Origin of the sequence: Yinghuangia sp. ASG 101, assembly GCF_021165735.1 — a bacterium.
Classification (GTDB): domain Bacteria; phylum Actinomycetota; class Actinomycetes; order Streptomycetales; family Streptomycetaceae; genus Yinghuangia.
On sequence record NZ_CP088911.1, the window covers coordinates 2,961,227 to 2,977,957 of the forward strand.

The window sequence follows — 16,731 nt, forward strand, 5'->3', positions numbered from 1 at the left end:
GCGGCGATGCGCTTTCGGAGGCGTGTGCGGCTTCGAATCCCGCGGGGCAGGTTGATTGAACCGCCCCGGATTTGATGGAGATCTCAGTTGGTGGTGGTGACCTGGGGTTTCGTGGTTGCGAGGTAGTGGTTGTTCTCGTATTCGACGGGCGGGATGTGCCCGATTTCACCGTGGAGTCGGCGGTGGTTGTACCAGTCGACGTACTCGGCGGTGGCCAGCTCGACCTCGGACAGCGTCTTCCACGGCCGATGGGGTTTGATCAGCTCGGTCTTGAACAGTCCGATCATGCTTTCCATCAAGGCGTTGTCGTAGGCGTCGCCGACCGATCCGATCGACGCGGCGATGCCGGCCTCGTCCAGGTGCTCGGCGAGCCGGAAACGTGTACTGCGATCCGGCATCCGAGTGATGTATCAACTCACCGGGCAGCACCGGCCGTTGGTCGCGGTCGCGCTGCCAGATCGCCGTCTCCAGCGCGTCGGGCACGAACACCGTCTCCTTCACGGTGGCGGCCGACCAGCCGACGACCCTGCGCGAGAAGGTGTCCACGACGAACGCGGCGTAGACGACGCCCGCCCAGGTCTTCACGTGGGTGAAGTCCGCGACCCGGCACCGGTTGGTGGTGTTCGCGACGAAGTCGCGGTCCACGAGGTCGGGGGCGCGGTCGACCCGACCGCCGGGCAGCGTGGTGACCACGCGTTTCCCGCGGACCGCCCCGGCGATGCCGATCTCGCGCATCAGCCGCTCGACGGTGCAGCGGGCCACCGGGTGGCCCCGGCGGTTCAGCTCGCGCCAGATCCTCCTCGCCCCGTAGACGCGGTAGTTCGTGTCGTAGACGTCTTGGATCAGTTTCTTCAGTTCCGCGTCCCGGACGGTCCGCGCGGAAGGTGCTGCGACGCGCTGCTTGTGGGCGTAGTAGGTGGAGGGGGCGATGCCGCCCGCGTGCCCGGACAGCACGTGGCAGATCGGCTCGACACCGCCGAAGCGGTCCCGGTACTCGTCGATGAACGCCACGAGCGCAGGTGTGGCCGGTCGAGCTCGGCCGCGAGGAAAGCCGACGCCGCCCGCAGGATCTCGTTCGCCCGCTTCAGCTCCGCGACTTCCTTCCTCAACGCCTTGACCTGCGCGGACTCCTCACTGGTCGTCCCCGGCCGGTGCCCGGTGTCGATCTGGTCCTGGCGGACCCACTTGCGCAGCGTCTCGTACGAGCCGATGCCCAGCTTGGTGCAGACCGCCTTGATCGCGGCGGACTCGGTCGGGTAGTCGCCGAGGACCTCGGCGACCATCCGCACCGCACGACGGCGCAGCTCGGGCGGGTAGGTGGAGGGACGTGCCATGACTCGATCCTCACATGTAATCGAGTCCCCACTTCACCCGGGGCGGTTCAGTTGCGACACCGCCGAGGACCCTGGCCGGTTGCGCCGCGCGAATGGGTTCGCGCCTCGCGGCGAAAGCCGTGGGTACTGAACAGCAGCTTGGTGTGGCGGTTGGCTGGGGACGTCGACGACCGCGTCAGGTGTGGCGCCGGGCAGGATTGCGACGTCGCGGCTCTCGTCGTAGGGGTTGGTCAGTGGACGGGAGCGGAAGGCGCCGAAGTACAGGACGCCGCAGTCCTCACGACCGACGAGCAGGCGCCTGACCCTGGCCACGGACCGGCGCCCGAGTCCCGTCAGGGCCACGCCGTCGCCGGTCCGCGTGACGTGCCCGAGGCCGACGAGGAACCGCAAGGCCCTTCGACCAGCGCGGTGTCCGGGGTGACGAAGTCGGCGAGGTCGCCGACCGTGGGCAATCCCGCCTCGGCGATGCCGCGCTCCAGGTTGGCCAGGGTCGTGGGATCGCCGACCATCACCAACTGCCGGCGTACGCGCGACAGCGCGACGTTGATCCGGCACAGCTCGCGGAGGAAGCCGACCTCGCCCGGGTTGTTGCCGCGAGTGGATCCGTAGGGGATCACGTCCCGCTCGACGCCTTGGAACGAGTCGACGGCGCCCACGTTGTGCCGCACGGTGTCGGTGTCGCGGAGGCGCCCGACGGCGATCTTCTCGATGATCACCGCGACTTGCGCACGGTAGGGGACGATGGCGGCCCAGTCGGCGCCGCCCCGGCGGTGGAACGCCGCCAGTTCGGCGCAGAGTTCGGCTTCCGCGGGATTGCTCGCACCAGTCATGTTCCAGGATTCGCGCGCCTCCGCTCCACTCGCGACGCGCGGCCTCGGGGAGATGGCTGGTCTCGACGAACTCCTCTGGGCGCGGTGGTTCGCCACCCTTGGGTGCCGTGACCCTCTGTGCTCCGAGACTATGCACCCGTGGCGTACGGCTCAGCCCTCGGTGGGGGCGGGGAGTCGAATTGGCGGAGCCATTGGGGGTTGTTGTCGCCCTGGGTGGCGGTGAGGGCGGTGGTGAGCCAGATGAGGGCGGCGAGGAGGTCTTCGTCGGGGTCCTGCCAGGCCGGGTCGTCGGGGTGGTCGAGGAGGGTGAGGGCGGTCAACAGGGCGGTTTCGTGGCCCGGTTCGAGGTCGGTGGTGAGCCAGGTGCGGGCCTCGGCCAGGCCGGTGCCGTCGGGGTCGGTGTCGCGGTGGAACAGGATGCGCCGCGCGAGGACGTACGCCAGCAGGCGCGCGGTCTCGCGGGCCTCGTCGCCGCTGAAGCGCACGAAGCCCGACGCCACCCGGCGGGCGGGCCAAAGTGCCTTGGTCTCCAGGGTTTTGGCGACGATGTGGAGTGTCGCCTCGGCGACCTCGGCGACGACCTCCTCGATGCCGGCCTCGTCGTCGTCCTGGCCCTCGGCGGCCCAGTGCCCGCGAACGGCCTCTTCGTACGCCTGCACTTGGGCGGCCGAGAAGGTGTGCATGTTGGCGCGCGTGACGACGTAGCCGAGCTCCTGCCAGGCCTTGATCATCGCCGGGGGCCAGCCGAACTCCTGGGCTCGATCCGCGAGTTCGGACAGGTTTTCGAGGGCCTTCTCGCGGCTGAGCTGCACGGGGACGTCGGCGTCCGGATCGAAGAACAGCGGGTCGTCGGGCCGCGGGTCCCGTCCGAACTTCGCGCGGAACGCGTCCTGTTGGTAGCGGACGGCTTCGAGCATCCGTCGGCCTTCGGGAGTGTCGGTGGACCACTCGTACGTCGTACAGGCGCCGTTGCGACTGCGCTGCACGAAGTGCGGGTCGCCTTGCCGGGCGACCACGACGCGCACATGCCGCTCCCGCCGGGCCTCCTCCTCGGCGATACCGACAAGCCCGACGCGGCCGGGTGGGCCCGCGCTCTCGTCGCGCGCCGTGTGCGCCTGCCGCTCCCCGCGCTCGTCCGGCATTCCTCGCCACCCCTCATCACGGTGCCGTCCTCTGACGCACAGCGTAGTGCGGTGGGAACTCCGCGTGTTGGCGTGGCGGGATATTTCGCCCCGCCGTGATCACGCGGGTGGCGTCCGCACCGGCCGGGGGACGGTGCCGGACGCGGCGTCGCGGACAAGGCGGCGGAACGTCGCGCACTCGGCATGGCGCGGGGCCGGGCAGGCGGCGGCGTGCCGGAGCGAGTCGCGCAGGACGGCCAACCGCCGGATGGTGGCGTCGAGTTCGTCGGCCTTCGCGGCCAACAGCTCGCGGTCCGGGTCGGGCTGTCCGTCGGGGGCGAACATGGTCTTGATCTCGTCGAGGGAGAAGCCGGCGGAGCGGCCGAGCGCTATGACGCCGAGGCGGTCGACGACGCCGGGAGCGAACTGGCGGCGCAGACCGCGCCGTCCGGTGGGCGCGATGAGCCCCTTCTCCTCGTAGAACCGCAGCGTCGAGACGGGCACGCCGGTGCGCCGCACCACTTCGGCGATGTCCAGGTCTGTCATGTGCTTGACCTCAAGTCGGCTTGAGGTAACACAGTGGCATCCCGCCACGGCGATGACAAGGGAGGCAACCATGGATGCCGCACACAAGGCCGCCGAGGAGCAGGCCGAGCGGTGGAACGGTCCGGCAGGCCGGGCCTGGTCCGAGCAACAGGCCTTGATCGACCAGGTGTTCGCCCCGATCGACGACGTGCTCGTCGGAGGCCTCACGGCCGGAGGCGGCGGGCGCGTGCTCGACGTCGGCTGCGGGACGGGCGGGACGACGCTCGCGGTCGCGCGGCGGCTGGGCCCCGGGGCGAGGTGCGTGGGTATCGACCTCGCGGAGCCGATGATCACCGCCGCTCGGGCGCGCGCTGCCCGTTCCGAGGGCGAACTCACCGACGTCGTGGTCACGTTCGTACGCGATGACGCCGCGACACACGACTTCGAGGGCGCGGCCTTCGACACCGTCGTCTCCCGGTTCGGCGTCATGTTCTTCGGCGACCCCGTCGGGGCGTTCGCGCATCTGCGGCAGGCCGCCGCGCGCGACGGCCGTCTGCGGTTCGTGGTCTGGCGGTCGGCCGCCGAGAACGCGTTCATGACGACGGCGGAGGAGGCCGCGGCGCCGCTGCTGCCGAACCTGCCGGCCCGAGAGCCGGACGCGCCGGGGCAGTTCGCGTTCGCGGACGCCGACAAGGTGCGGGGGATCCTGGCGGACGGTGGGTGGACGGGGATCGACCTGTCTCCGGTCGACATCCCCTGCGCCTTCCCGACCACCGAACTCACCCGGTATTTCACGAACTTCGGGCCCCTGGGCAGGGTCCTGCCGGACGCCGACGAGGCGACGCGCGGCGAGGTGGTCGACGTCGTGCGGTCCGCGTTCGATCCCTTCGTGCACGGTGCGGAGGTCCGGTTCACCGCGGCGTGCTGGGTGGTGTCCGCGCGGGCTTCGTGACAAGGAGGCGGCCACGCGGTGGTACCCCCGGCACAGCGGCCGGGGGCACCGCGTTCGTGGCTCGAACGCCCTTGATACGGCGGGGCGATCAGGCGGGCGTGGTCCCGCCGGTCTTCCGGCGCCGCATGACGACGAGGAGCCCCGCGCCGCCGACCAGGGCGACGCCGCCGACGATGGCGTACGTCGTCGCCGACGCGTCGCTGCCGCCGGTTTCGGCGAGGTTCTGGCCGGGCTTGGCGGCGGGCTTCGGCTTGGGCGGGAGCTTGACCGGGGGCACGGGGCGTACCTCCGGGTTGGCCGCCCCGGGGGCGCCGGGAGCGACGAGGTTGAAGACGTAGAAGTCACTGGCGGACTCGTACTCGACGTCCTCCAGGTTGGCCGAGCCGAGGCCGAGGAGGAACGCGAAGGTCTCCCCCAGCGGCGCGTCGGCGGTGAAGGCCAGCCGCAGTTGGATCTGCAGGGCCTGGTCCTTGTCGAGCACCAGGGGGACCGGCTCGCCCGGGTGCTCGGGGTCCTGCGCGGCGAACCAGCCGATGGCCGCGCTCGGGCCGCCGTCCTCGATCGCCGTGTCGATCAGTTCCACCTTGGTCCAGGCGTCGGACCCGGGAATCTTGGCCTCGAGGACGATGTGCGACGCCCTGAGCGGCTTGTCGCTCGCGACGTTGCCGAGCGACACGAACGGCAGGAACTCCATCTTCGTGCCGGTGGTGTTCTTGATGTCGATGGCGACGTTGACGGGCTTGCCGCCGACGACGATGTCACCGGGCAGACCGCTGAACGAGATGCTCGGGCCGTTGCCCTTGTCGGGGTTGGGAATCCGCTCCGCGGGCCCGGAACCGGTCGCCTGCGCCGCGGCCTTGTCGGCGGCCGGCGCGGCGGAGGCCTCCGGGGTTCCGGTCGCCTTGACCGTCTTGTCGGCCGGGTCCTGGCCCTTGTCCGCGCCCTCGCCCGACGCCGGCGTCGTGGTCGCGGAGGCGGTCGCGGTGGGGGTCACGGTCGCGGCGGGGGTCGCCGTGGCGGTCACCGTCGGCGGCGGGGACGTGGGCGCCTCCGCCGCGAACGCGACCGGGGCGGCGAAAAGGGCCGCGGAGGAGGTGAGGGCCGTGACTGCGGACACGGCGAGGCTGCTGCGCAGCTTCATGAAGTGTTTCCTCGGGGATTTCGGGGACACGAACAATCACAAAGTCGACAAAGACATGGACTTTGCATCACCGGGAAATGCGGCGCGCCGAATCACGCCGCCGAAACGACGGCATGGAAAACACGGCGCGATACGGAAGAACTACGCGAGGGCGTGCAGGACGAGCCCGGTCCACGTACGTATCACTGCGACAGCGCAACACCCTTGCCACAGCACGACGAAACGACGGAACTGGTCGTGGGCATGCCTGAGAATCCCCCACACGGAAAATAAGGCCCAACCCCCCGGTATCGAGTGGGCCGGAGCCGATGTTATCGAAAGGCCAGGAAAAGGCAACAGCCAGGCAGGGAATTCTCGGGATTTCGCCGGCGCCCGGGCAGCGCTTAATGCCTTTCCGTGACGATCCGGTCACACCACGGCGGGACGTCGGTGCGGCTGCGGGCCCGGGCGATGCGTGCCAGGCTGGTGGGGTATGCGAGGAATTTCGTACGGAAGGCGGCACGACGATGAGCGTCAAACCGATTCCCGAGGGCTACCCGCGCGTGACGCCGTATCTGTGCTGTGACGGGGCCGCCGCGGCGATCGAGTTCTACAAGGACGTCCTGGGTGCGACGGAACGCATGCGCATGACGGCTCCCGGTGACAAAGTCGGCCACGCGGAACTGGCGTTCGGCAACTCGGTGGTCATGCTCGCGGACGAATTCCCGGAGATGGGGTTCCGCGGCCCGAAGTCCCTGGGCGGCACCCCGGTCATGCTGCACGTCTACGTCGAGGACGTCGACGCCGTCTTCGCCAAGGCCCTGCAAAAGGGCGCGACGCAGGTCGAAGCGGTCAAGGACCAGTTCTACGGCGACCGTTCGGGGCAGTTCGAAGACCCCTTCGGCCACCGGTGGAACATCGCGTCGCACGTCGAGGACGTCCCCGAGGCGGAGATGGCGGAGCGGGCGAAGGCGGCGATGCAGGGCGGGAGTTGAGGACGTAGGGACGCCGGAGGCGCGACGGGGGCCGTCGTCGCCGAGCGGTCGGCAGCCCGAAGGCAACGTGGCCACGCCGTACACGACGGCGTGGCCACACGGGGGCGGATCCGGGGTTACTCGGGGACTCCGACCCGGTCCAGCGTGTTCGCGAAGAGTTCCAAGTGGCCGCACGACGAGCACCGGTGGGCGTCTATGCGCCAACGGGGCTTCGCCAGCCGCCAGGCGATGCCGAATACCGTCTTCTGCATCTTCCCGGCGATCCAGCGCACATGGCCGGCGGACAATGGACCGGTTTCCTCCACGAACCCGGCCTTCAAATCGGTCCCAGAACACTGTGTACAACGCAACTCACGCATCGTCGCAGCATACTGACATCACATCAGTAGTCGATCTTCAGCCATGCCGCACTCACATCGGCTGCGTGGCGAAGAGTTCCAGATGGCCGCAGCCGGGGCAGCGGAACGCGTCCAGTTGCCACCGGCTTCGCCCCCGGCGTTTGGCACCGCCGAACATTCCCCGCTCAAGTCGGCCCGCGATCCAGCGCACGTTGCCGGTGGCGGACTGACCGGTGTCCTCGATGAAGCCGGCTTCCAGTCCGTGCGCGGAACAGCGTGTACAGCGCAATTCATCCTTTGAGGCGTCCATCAAGTCAGCGTAGTGACCGCCCGGCGCCGCGGTGCGGGGCCCGTTTCGCGGGGCCACCTCAGCCCGAACGCCCGACGGGTGCGGTCCGCTTGTTCGGTGAACCGCGTACTCGGTGTCCGGTGCCGCCTGCGGCGGTCCCCTGCCGTCGGGGGCTGGCCCGTACCGGGAACCCGTGGAACCGACGGCCGGTCTATCGCACCGAGGATCGTGCCGGGCCCGATCGACGGCGCGTTGCACGTTGGCGGCAAGAGCGAATATCGCAGGAGGAATTCCCGGAGCCGGGTTCACCGGCAACCCGGGAGAGTTTCCAGGTAGTCGTCGTCGGCGCTCACCGGCCCGGCTCCAACGCCTGGTGAACCGGCGTCAGTTGGCCGGTTCCGCAACACCGGGAGGCACCGCGGGCGGGATGGGTTCCGCAGATGCGGAGCCCGGCGGCTGCGCCCCCATCGTCTTCACGGCCTGTTCGGTCTGGCGTAGTTGGTGCGGGTCGCGCGTATCGCCTCCGCGACCCGCTCGATGTCCTCGCGCATGAAGCCCGGGCCGTGGCTCCAGTTGTCGTGGAATTTGTCGCACGCCTTGTCGAGATCCTTGTGGCCGGTGCGTGTCGGCCCCGTCTCCTCCAAGGCATTCAAGGCCTCGTTCACTATCTCGGTGCCCTGCCGCAAGTCGGCGGCGAGCCCGTCCAACCACGCCAGGTCGACACCGAACTGCCCGTCCGGCATGAGGAACCCCCGTACCTCTGGCCGCCATTTGTCTGTTGGCGCACGAGCCTAGGGCACGTGTCCAAGCGGCGTGGTTGGGGCCGCATGCACTACATCGTGGCAACCAGCCTGCTTCGTCCGGCTGTCACCGCCTTGCGCAGCACCGCGTCATGCCGGGCGACCGGCCTCGCCGGAGTTTCGCCTGCGTTCGGTGGGAGGTAGGGAGGCGCGAGCGCGAGGTCGCACCAACCGGCGGTGCCGGGTGCGGTGAGCGTGCCTCGCGCGCTCGCCGCACCCGGGTCACCCTCCGCAAGCCCCCGGCCCGCACCAGGCGTTCCCGGGGCGGCTGCTCAGAAGTAGCCGACGGTGGTCTGCCGGGGCACGTGGCTCCACAGGATGGAGGCGTGCTCGCAGTCCTGCCGCCGATCGCCGTTGGCGACGCCGTACTCGTCGCTCTTGGGGTAGCCGAGCCGGCTGCGTTCCCAGCCGAGTGACGCCCGGGCGGTGGGGATGTCGCCGCGTACGACATCCGACCAGGTCGACGGCGTGAAGTAGATCGAGCCGCCCTGGACGTGGTTGTACCGGCCGACGCCGTGCGGGATTAGGACGGCCCGCGGCATGCGCGATGCGCGACGCGAGAGCGGCCGCGACGGGGAGCTGCGGGTAGGTCAGTCGGCCAAGTCGGTCGTGGCCTCCGTGAGTCGGTCGAAGGTGCGGATGAGGACGGCGCGGCGTTCGGTTTTGTAGTCGTCGGTGGGTTCGAGGTCGTCGATCGTGGCGTCCCAGATGGACAGGAACTTGGTCTTCCACGCGTCGATCGTCGCCGCGTCGGGCAACAGGGCGCCCACGTAACCCTGTTGGGCGATGAGGCCGAGCAGTTCGAGGTTGCACGGGATGGCGACGCCCCAGTACTCGTCGGGTTCCAGCCCGACCGGGTCGCCGTCCATGGCCTCCTTCACCTCGGCGATGAGCCGGTCGGTGACCATCGCGAGATGGTCGGCCGCCCCGTCACTGTCGAAGTTGCCGCTGCCCCATGTGCCCATGCCGCGCCTACTCCGTCTCCTCGCCGCCGAAGCGGGCGCGGTAGGCGGCTTGGTCCTCGTCGGAGATCTTGGCGAAGAGGACCGGGGGGACGGTGAAGGGGGTGCCGGCGGGGACGAAGGGGAGGGTGCGGGCCTCGTCGTGGGTGATCCAGGTGCGGGTGTCGTCGGCGAGGGTGAAGGCGGCGCGCATGGACGTGGCGCTGGTCGGGATGAACGGCTCGGAGATCACGGCGTACAGGTGGATCAGGTTCATCGCGGTGCGCAGCGTCAGCGCCGCGGCGTCCGGGTCGGTCTTGATCTGGAGCCAGGGGGCCTTGTCCTCGAGGTAGACGTTGCCCGCGCTCCACAGTGCGCGCAGGGCTTGTGCGGCCTTGCGGAACTGCAGGGCGTCCAGGTGCTGTTCGTACGTCGCGAGCAGTTCGGCGATCTGCTCCCCCAGGCGCTGTTCGGCCTCGCCCGCCTCGGCGCCCGCGGGGACCTCGTCGCCGAAGCGCTTGCGGGAGAAGGACAGCACGCGGTTGACGAAGTTGCCGAGGGTGTCGGCGAGGTCCTTGTTGACCGTCGCCGTGAACAACTCCCAGGTGAAGCTGGTGTCGTCGGACTCGGGGGCCTGGGCCATGAGGAAATAGCGCCAGTAGTCGGCCGGCAGCAACTCCAGTGCGGCGTCGGTGAATACGCCCCGGCGCTGGCTCGTGGAGAACTTGCCGCCGTAGTAGTTCAGCCAGTTGAAGGCCTTGAGGAAGTCGACCTTCTTCCACTTGTCGCGCGTGCCGAGCAGCGTCGCCGGGAACATCACCGAGTGGAACGGCACGTTGTCCTTGGCCATGAACTCCGTGTAGCGGACGTCCTGGTCGACGTCGTACCACCAGGACTTCCAGTCGCGGACCTCCCCTTCGGGAGCGGCGTCCGACCATTCCTTGGTGGCACCGATGTATTCGATCGGCGCGTCGAACCAGACGTAGAACACCTTGCCCTCGGCGGCCAGTTCGGGCCAGGTGTCGGCGGGGACCGGGACGCCCCAGTCCAGGTCGCGGGTGATCGCCCGGTCCTGGAGCCCTTCGGTGAGCCACTTGCGGGCGATCGACGAGGCGAGCACCGGCCAGTCGCGGCCGTGCTCCTCCACCCACGCGGCGACCTCGCTCTCCAGCTTGGACTGGAGGAGGAACAGGTGCTTGGTGTCGCGCACCTCCAGCTCGCTGCTGCCGCTGATCGCCGAACGCGGCTCGATCAGGTCGGTCGGGTCGAGCACGCGCGTGCAGTTCTCGCACTGGTCGCCGCGGGCCTTGTCGTACCCGCAGTGCGGGCACGTGCCGATGATGTAGCGGTCGGGCAGGAACCGGCCGTCGGCGACCGAGTAGACCTGCCGGATCGCGCGCTCCTCGATGAAGCCGTTGGCCTTCAGCTCGCGCGCGATGGTCTGCGTGATCTCGATGTTCTGCGGCGAGGAGCTGCGACCGAAGTAGTCGAACTCCAGTCCGAACCCTTCGTAGATCGCCTTCTGCGCGTCGTGCTGCTGCGCGCAGAACTCCGCCACCGGCAGCCCGGCCTCCTGGGCGGCCAGCTCGGCGGGCGTACCGTGCTCGTCGGTCGCACAGATATAGAGGACGTCCTCCCCGCGCTGCCGCAGATAGCGTGCGTAGACGTCCGCCGGGAGCATGGACCCGACCAGGTTGCCCAGGTGCTTGATCCCGTTGATGTACGGAAGCGCGCTGGTGATCAACTGTCGAGTCATCCTGAAATGCTCCAACTTTCCGGCGAGCACCGCTGACGGTGCCGTGGCGGGCGGGTATCCGGAGCCACAGCTTGTGCACATGCGGACAGCCACCTCATCGGTGCGCTCCGTGATGTCCCGTCGCTGGGGGCCGGATGTCATGGTACCGAAGCGCGGCGAGACCGTTTCGCGCGTTTCTCCCCGCGAAAACCGTGGCCGGACGGCACTGTCGCAGGGCGGGCGTACGGTCGTGCGGGGTGGCCTCCGGGCACTGACGGCCGCGTTCCGCGGTCTCGTACCGACAAGGAGTTCAGAGATGTCCGTCAAGCGCGTTGTCCCGGATTTCCGGACGACCGATCCCGAGGCCGTACGCGACTTCTACGCGCTCGTCGGCCTGGTCGAGGTGATGAACCACGGGTGGGTCATGACCCTCGCCTCCCGGACCAACCCCTCCGCACAACTCACGGTGACGACCGGGGACGCCTCCGCACCGGTCGACGCCGACGTGAGCATCGAGGTGGACGACGTCGACGCAGTGTACGCGGCATGCGTCGCACGCGGCGACCACATCGTGCACCCGCTCACGGACGAGCCGTGGGGTGTGCGGCGGTTCTTCGTCGAGGACCCGGACGGGCGGGTGGTCAACGTGCTGGGCCATCGGGCGCGGGGTTGATCGTGGGGACGGGCTTATTGCCTGCTTCTTGCCTGCGGTGGGGTGTGGCGCCGTGGGGTTCGCGTCGCGCTGTCGGGACGGGGCGGCGAGCGGGGTTCGGGTTGGTCAAGTCTCGGCCAACTTCACGGTGTTCGTGGGTCAAAGGCGCTGTCGGCTGTCGTGGTCGGGGCTGTCGCTCGGGCGTCGGCGCTCAAGGCTCGGGCTGGGGTGTCGATGAGTATGACCGGGAGGTGTTGTCCGGCGGTGGCCGGGGGAACTCGCGTGCGTGTTCGGTGCCTTGCGGTGCCCGGTGCGTGGCCGGGCGCGCGTGGTGCGGAGTCGTCCGTGTCGAGGTGGCCGGGGCGCCGTGGGGCGTGAGGGGAAGTGTCGTGTCGGTACGGGTCACTCGTGGGCGCGGCCTCGGGTCGAGTCGGGGGCGGGGTGGGGGCTGAACTGGTAGAACCAGTGACAATGCGCGTCTGGTGGGTTGTTGTGGCGGCTCGTTGGAGTCGGGGCGGGGGCGTTCGCGGCGTAGCCGACGGTTTTCGCGGGCAGATATATTGACAAATAAGGGCAATTGGCGGTTCCTCTTGTGGTCGTTCTCTGGGAGGCGGGGCGTGTCGGACGGTAGGTCTCATTCGCCGGGCGACGGCTGTATCGGGGTGGGGTCCCCCGGCGGGGAGGCGCCTCGCGCGGCGGAGGTTCCCGCGTCGCGGCCCCCCGCACCGGCGGGCGGGGAGGAACCGGGCCGGGGTCATGCCACGCCGCCCGAACCGGAGTTGCCGTCGGCGCGCCACGGATTCCCGGAGCGGGGCGGGGAGACGGGTCGGCCGCATCCCGTGCCCGCGCCCCCGTCCGCCTCTCCGTCCGCGTCGGCATCCGCATCGGCATCCGCGACGGCATCCGCGTCGGATCTGACCGCACGGCAGCCGAGCGGAGTCGCGTGGGGGGCAGAGGTGGCGCGTCGGGTGAAGGGCGACGACGGCCGCCACGATCGTGCGTCGGCGGTACGGGCGGCGGCGGTACGGGCGGCGGCGGTCTGGGCACGGCACGGGGTGGCGGAGCGAGCGGCGGAAGCGACCGGGCGAGCGGCGGAGGATGCCGCGAGCGAGGCCACGAGCGGCACCGCCGAAGTCCCCTCGGGATACACGGCGTTCGGCACCAACCCAGGCGCGGGTCCGGATGCCGGGAACCGCAGCGCCACCGACGCGGGTGACGCCGTCGACGGCGGTGCCGGCCGCCGTTATGACAGCCGAGGCACCGCCGTTGGCAACATTGCTCCGAAAACGGAGCATCGCCGACCGCTTTCGACCGGCCCTGTCGTCCCGCGAACGGATTCGGGTCCGCACACCCCGGAAACCACGAAAGCCCCGCAGGCCAACACCGCCCACCGCGTACCGGCCGCCCCGGCCCCGGCGGTCGCGGCATCCGGCGCGAGGACGAGGCCCCCCGCGGGCACGTCGCCCGTCAACTCCCGTCCCACGCCCGACAACCCCCCGCTCACCGGCGCCGACGCGCTCCGTTGCGCCCTCCTGTCCGAGAGCCAGGGCCTCAGCGAGACCGAGGTGTTGCGGCTCGCCGTACAGCAAGCGGTCGCCGCCATCGGCGGGTTCGCGGGGCTCGTCCACGTGCAGGGCAACGAGGCGAACACCCTGCGCCTCGCGGCGGTCACCGGGCTGCCGACCGAAATCGCGCGCTCCTGGGAGCTGTTGGAGTGCGGCGGCGACACCGCGTACGACCACGCGCTGACACGCCGCGAGGCCGCCTGGTCCCCCGTCCTCCCCGCGTCCGTCACCTCCGGCGACGGGCTGCCGGGATGGGCGGGCGTCGGCATGGTGGCCGCGCCCGTCATGGTGGACGGGTACCCGGTCGGCGTGCTGTCGGTGCTCGCCGACGAACGCCCCCTGCCGGGGCGCCTGGACTTCCTGGTGCGCCTGGCCGCGCTCCTCGGCCTGCGGTTGCGCGACGCGCGGCGCTGGGCGACCGGGATGGCGCCGTGGTGGCAGGAGCCGGTGGCCGAACGCACCGAGGTGATGCAGCAGATCGCCGTGGGCCGGTGGAGTTGGGACGTCGCCACCGGCGTGCTCGACATCGACGGCGCGAAGGACGCGATCCTGCGCGCCGCCGGGCTCCCCCCGGAGAAGTGGGACGGCCGGATCGAGACGTGGATGTCGCGCATCCACCCGGACGACCGCCCCGGCGTGCAGAAGGCGATCGAGTTCTCGCTGTCGAGCCGGCAGCAGTACGTCGTCCAGTACCGGGTGTTCGACGACGACAGCCGGGTCAGCTGGCTGGAGTTGCGCGGCACGTTCGACTACGACGAGTCCGGCCGCGCCACCCGCATGTACGGCACGGCGTGGGATGTCACGCCCCAGCGCGGCAAGTTGGACTGGCTGGTCGGATTCCTGGAGTCGCACCCCGACCCGATCCACGTCGTCGCCACCGACAACCGCGTGAAGTGGGCGAACAAGGCCGCGCGCGAACTCGCCGCGGCGGACGGCGTGGAGGTCGACGGCGTCGCGCTGTGGGACGCCGTCCCCCGGCTGCAAGGGCAGGGCCTGCCCGAGCTGTTCACCCGGGCCCGCGCGGCCCCGGGGTCGGCGGCGACGTCGGAGCTGGAGGCCGGCGCCCCCGGAGACCCGTGCGGCGCGCCCTCGTTCCATCTGGTCAGGGCGGTCGCGGTCGAGGACTTCGTGGCCGTGCAGATGTCCGATATCACCGACAAGCGGCGTACGGAGCGTGCGGCCGCCGAACGCGTACGCCGCGTCGCGGAGTTGAACGCCGCATTGGTCGGTGCCCTCGCGACGGACGACGTGGCCGCGGTGGTGCGCGAGCACCTGCCGCCGCTCTTCGGAGCACAGCGGCTGCTGCTGCACGACCTCACCGGGCCTCATCCGCGCCTGCTCGGACAGGCCGGCCATCCCGTCGAGTTCCTGGACGGCATGCGGGACATCCCGTGTGCCGGACCGGAGTTCGTCCAGGTCGCGGAGGCCCGGTTCGTCACGTCCGTGGAGGTGTCCGCCCGGCGGGAGCCCGAACTGCTGTCGCTGGCACGGCTGGGCGGCATGCGCTCCTGGGCCGCGCTGCCGCTCACGAACGCGGGCGGGCGGGCGATCGGCTCGTACGTCCTCGGCTGGGCGGCGCCCGGCGGCTTCACGCCGGACGACCCGCCGCTGCTCACGACCCTCGCGACGCTGATCGCCCAAGCACTGGAGAACGCACGGCTGTACGAGGAGGCCCGCAACCGCGCCGAACGCCTCCAACAGGAGCTGCTGCCCAGCGGCCTGCCCGATCTGCCCGCGGTCCAGACCGCCGCGCGGTATCGAACCGCCAAGGGGCAGGAGGTCGGTGGCGACTGGTACGACGTGGTTCCCCTGCCCGGCGGGCGAGTTCTCACCGTCATCGGCGACGTCATGGGCCACGGTTTCGAACAGGCCATCACCATGGGCATCATCCGCCACGCGGTCCTCGCGGTCGCGGCGCTGGACCTGCCCGTCGACGAACTCATGGCCCATCTCAACGACGTCGTCGGCCGGCTGGGCCAGAGCGCGAACGGCTCGGCGGTCTACGCGACCTGCCTGTTCGCGGTGTACGACACCACGTCGGGCGTGTGCACGATGGCCAGCGCGGGCCATCCCGCGCCGATCGCGGTGCCGCCCGCGGCCGAGCCGCGGCTGTTGGACGTCACCGCCGGGGCGCCCTTGGGTCTGGCGCAAGTCCCCGCGGAGGTCACCGAGTTCACGCTCGACGCGAACAGCGTCCTGGTGTTCTACACGAACGGCCTGTTGGGCTCGGGCGCGCCGGACACCACGCGCCTGACCGACGCGATCTCCCGGCATGCCGGCGAGGCGTCGGTGCCGGTCCGCAAGTCCGAGCGAAGGGCCTGGCTCGAAGGGCTGTGCGATGTGGTGACGGCCGAACTGCCGTCCGACACACGGCACGACGACGCGGCGCTGCTGGTGCTGGGCATCGACCGCGTCGCGACCGAACACGTCGCGCAGTGGGACCTCCCGTGGGCCGCGGAGTCGGCGAGCCGGGGACGCGACCTCACGTCCGCGCAGTTGGCCGCGTGGCGTCTGACGGACCTGTCCGACGCGACGACGCTCATCGTCAGCGAGCTCATCGGCAACACCGTGCGCCACGCCGTCGGCCTCGGCGCGGACGTCGCCGACGACGGCGAGGGCGTGATCCGGCTGCGCCTGCTGCACCTGAGCGAGGCCCTGATCTGCGAGGTGTACGACGGCTCCGAGGCGACACCGCGCGTCCGGCACCCCAGCTTCGACGACGAGTTCGGCCGCGGCCTCCAGCTCGTCGCGATAATGACGGAGCAGTGGGGCGCCCGGTACGCCGAGGACGGCAAGTGCATCTGGGCCCGGCTCAAGACCCCGCGGGCCGGGGAGTCGCCGGTCGGCTGAGGTGACCGAGGAACCATTGCGCGGCCTGCTCGGCGACCGCGTCCAGGGCACCGGGCTCCTCGAACAGATGGGTGGCGCCGGGAACGACGCTGAGGTGCTTCGGGCAGCGCAGCCGGTCGAGGGCGTCGCGGTTCAGGTCGAGCACCTGCGGGTCGTCGCCGCCGACGATGAGCAGCGTCGGTGCCTCCACCGCGGGCAGTCGGCCGGCGGCCAGATCGGGGCGGCCTCCGCGGGAGACGACCGCGGCGATACCCGCGTCCGGCTCGGCCGCGGCCCACAGCGCCGCCCCCGCTCCGGTGCTCGCGCCGAAGCAGCCGATCGCACGGTCCCCCGTTTCGGGGAGCCCGCGCAGCCATCGGACGACGCCGAGGAGCCGGTCGGCCAGGAGCGGGATGTCGAAGACCCGGCGGCGGTCGCGCTCCTCGTCGGGGGTCAGCAGATCGAACAGCACCGTGGCCAGCCCGACACCGTTCAGCCGCGCCGCGACCGCCCGGTTGCGCGGACTGTGCCGACTGCTCCCACTGCCATGGGCGAAGACCACGAACCCGGTGGCATCCGGGGACGCCGTCAGATCTCCCGGCAGACGCACCGTCCCGAGATCGATCACCGCTTCCGTGGACCGCACAGCCGCCTCCTGATGTCGGCGCGACGCGGCGAGCGGAGTCGATCGCCCGCCCACCCCAT

General features: G+C 70.6%; 14 protein-coding genes and 2 pseudogenes. 4 read left to right on the forward strand and 12 right to left on the reverse strand.

The features are described 5' to 3' along the window. Positions 1–83: 83 nt before the first annotated feature. The 4 genes and pseudogenes from LO772_RS12290 to LO772_RS12305 all read right to left on the reverse strand — a co-directional run bounded on the left by LO772_RS12290 (position 84) and on the right by LO772_RS12305 (position 3,831). Positions 84–1,334 (reverse strand): annotated as a pseudogene (locus LO772_RS12290) (IS3 family transposase). 332 nt (positions 1,335–1,666) lie between these two features. Continuing rightward, a complete protein-coding gene (locus LO772_RS12295) occupies positions 1,667–2,260 on the reverse strand; it encodes an AAA domain-containing protein (RefSeq protein WP_269453195.1) in 594 nt (197 codons plus the stop codon). 32 nt (positions 2,261–2,292) lie between these two features. Continuing rightward, the gene (locus LO772_RS12300) at positions 2,293–3,306 is read right to left on the reverse strand and encodes a hypothetical protein (RefSeq protein ID WP_231778443.1); all 1,014 of its coding nucleotides are present in this window, start codon (positions 3,304–3,306) and stop codon (positions 2,293–2,295) included. Positions 3,307–3,405: 99 nt separating this feature from the next. Then, complete coding sequence (locus tag LO772_RS12305; RefSeq protein WP_231778444.1) at positions 3,406–3,831, reverse strand: helix-turn-helix domain-containing protein; 426 nt, start codon at positions 3,829–3,831, stop codon at positions 3,406–3,408. A gap of 70 nt (positions 3,832–3,901) precedes the next feature. Between LO772_RS12305 and LO772_RS12310 the strand changes: the two genes are divergently transcribed. Then, positions 3,902–4,762 carry a class I SAM-dependent methyltransferase gene (locus LO772_RS12310; protein ID WP_231778445.1) on the forward strand — a complete coding sequence of 287 codons (861 nt, stop codon included), beginning with the start codon at positions 3,902–3,904 and terminating at the stop codon, positions 4,760–4,762. 88 nt (positions 4,763–4,850) lie between these two features. Here LO772_RS12310 and LO772_RS12315 read toward each other — a convergent pair whose 3' ends face one another. Further along, positions 4,851–5,903 (reverse strand): LPXTG cell wall anchor domain-containing protein, encoded by a 1,053-nt coding sequence (locus LO772_RS12315; protein WP_231778446.1) that lies wholly within the window; start codon positions 5,901–5,903, stop codon positions 4,851–4,853. Positions 5,904–6,409: 506 nt separating this feature from the next. Between LO772_RS12315 and LO772_RS12320 the strand changes: the two genes are divergently transcribed. After that, positions 6,410–6,877, forward strand: coding sequence for a VOC family protein (locus LO772_RS12320; RefSeq protein ID WP_231778447.1), 468 nt, complete (start codon positions 6,410–6,412; stop codon positions 6,875–6,877). Between the two features lie 116 nt (positions 6,878–6,993). Here the strand turns inward: LO772_RS12320 and LO772_RS12325 are convergent, their stop codons facing one another. The 6 genes from LO772_RS12325 to metG form a co-directional block, all read right to left on the reverse strand. Continuing rightward, positions 6,994–7,164: a hypothetical protein gene (locus tag LO772_RS12325; protein ID WP_331717326.1), complete on the reverse strand. Its 171-nt coding sequence runs from the start codon at positions 7,162–7,164 to the stop codon at positions 6,994–6,996. Between the two features lie 124 nt (positions 7,165–7,288). Next, positions 7,289–7,525 (reverse strand): hypothetical protein, encoded by a 237-nt coding sequence (locus LO772_RS12330; RefSeq protein WP_231778449.1) that lies wholly within the window; start codon positions 7,523–7,525, stop codon positions 7,289–7,291. A 452-nt stretch (positions 7,526–7,977) separates the two neighbouring features. Further along, positions 7,978–8,247: a hypothetical protein gene (locus LO772_RS12335; RefSeq protein ID WP_231778450.1), complete on the reverse strand. Its 270-nt coding sequence runs from the start codon at positions 8,245–8,247 to the stop codon at positions 7,978–7,980. A 329-nt stretch (positions 8,248–8,576) separates the two neighbouring features. Continuing rightward, on the reverse strand, positions 8,577–8,846 hold the full coding sequence (locus LO772_RS12340) for an LGFP repeat-containing protein (RefSeq protein ID WP_231778451.1): 270 nt from the start codon (positions 8,844–8,846) through the stop codon (positions 8,577–8,579). A gap of 48 nt (positions 8,847–8,894) precedes the next feature. Further along, a complete protein-coding gene (locus LO772_RS12345) occupies positions 8,895–9,269 on the reverse strand; it encodes a DUF4259 domain-containing protein (RefSeq protein ID WP_231778452.1) in 375 nt (124 codons plus the stop codon). A gap of 7 nt (positions 9,270–9,276) precedes the next feature. Continuing rightward, positions 9,277–11,001: a methionine--tRNA ligase gene (gene metG / locus LO772_RS12350; RefSeq protein WP_231778453.1), complete on the reverse strand. Its 1,725-nt coding sequence runs from the start codon at positions 10,999–11,001 to the stop codon at positions 9,277–9,279. Positions 11,002–11,296: 295 nt separating this feature from the next. Between metG and LO772_RS12355 the strand changes: the two genes are divergently transcribed. Next, positions 11,297–11,653, forward strand: a complete 357-nt coding sequence (locus LO772_RS12355; protein WP_231778454.1) for a VOC family protein — start codon at positions 11,297–11,299, stop codon at positions 11,651–11,653. A gap of 947 nt (positions 11,654–12,600) precedes the next feature. Next, positions 12,601–16,047: a SpoIIE family protein phosphatase gene (locus LO772_RS12360; protein ID WP_231778455.1), complete on the forward strand. Its 3,447-nt coding sequence runs from the start codon at positions 12,601–12,603 to the stop codon at positions 16,045–16,047. Here LO772_RS12360 and LO772_RS12365 read toward each other — a convergent pair. After that, positions 16,010–16,705 (reverse strand): annotated as a pseudogene (locus tag LO772_RS12365) (dienelactone hydrolase family protein); the annotation flags it as partial. The gene LO772_RS12360 and the pseudogene LO772_RS12365 sit on opposite strands and share 38 nt — an antisense overlap. Between the last annotated feature and the right edge of the window lie 26 nt (positions 16,706–16,731).

Bases quoted from the DNA above. Each gene is read 5' to 3' on its own strand.
- LO772_RS12300 (WP_231778443.1), bottom strand. From the start codon at position 3,306: ATGCCGGACGAGCGCGGGGAGCGGCAGGCGCACACGGCGCGCGACGAG.
- LO772_RS12305 (WP_231778444.1), bottom strand. From the start codon at position 3,831: ATGACAGACCTGGACATCGCCGAAGTGGTGCGGCGCACCGGCGTGCCC.
- LO772_RS12310 (WP_231778445.1), top strand. From the start codon at position 3,902: ATGGATGCCGCACACAAGGCCGCCGAGGAGCAGGCCGAGCGGTGGAAC.
- LO772_RS12315 (WP_231778446.1), bottom strand. From the start codon at position 5,903: ATGAAGCTGCGCAGCAGCCTCGCCGTGTCCGCAGTCACGGCCCTCACC.
- LO772_RS12320 (WP_231778447.1), top strand. From the start codon at position 6,410: ATGAGCGTCAAACCGATTCCCGAGGGCTACCCGCGCGTGACGCCGTAT.
- LO772_RS12330 (WP_231778449.1), bottom strand. From the start codon at position 7,525: ATGGACGCCTCAAAGGATGAATTGCGCTGTACACGCTGTTCCGCGCAC.
- LO772_RS12335 (WP_231778450.1), bottom strand. From the start codon at position 8,247: ATGCCGGACGGGCAGTTCGGTGTCGACCTGGCGTGGTTGGACGGGCTC.
- LO772_RS12340 (WP_231778451.1), bottom strand. From the start codon at position 8,846: ATGCCGCGGGCCGTCCTAATCCCGCACGGCGTCGGCCGGTACAACCAC.
- LO772_RS12345 (WP_231778452.1), bottom strand. From the start codon at position 9,269: ATGGGCACATGGGGCAGCGGCAACTTCGACAGTGACGGGGCGGCCGAC.
- metG (WP_231778453.1), bottom strand. From the start codon at position 11,001: ATGACTCGACAGTTGATCACCAGCGCGCTTCCGTACATCAACGGGATC.
- LO772_RS12355 (WP_231778454.1), top strand. From the start codon at position 11,297: ATGTCCGTCAAGCGCGTTGTCCCGGATTTCCGGACGACCGATCCCGAG.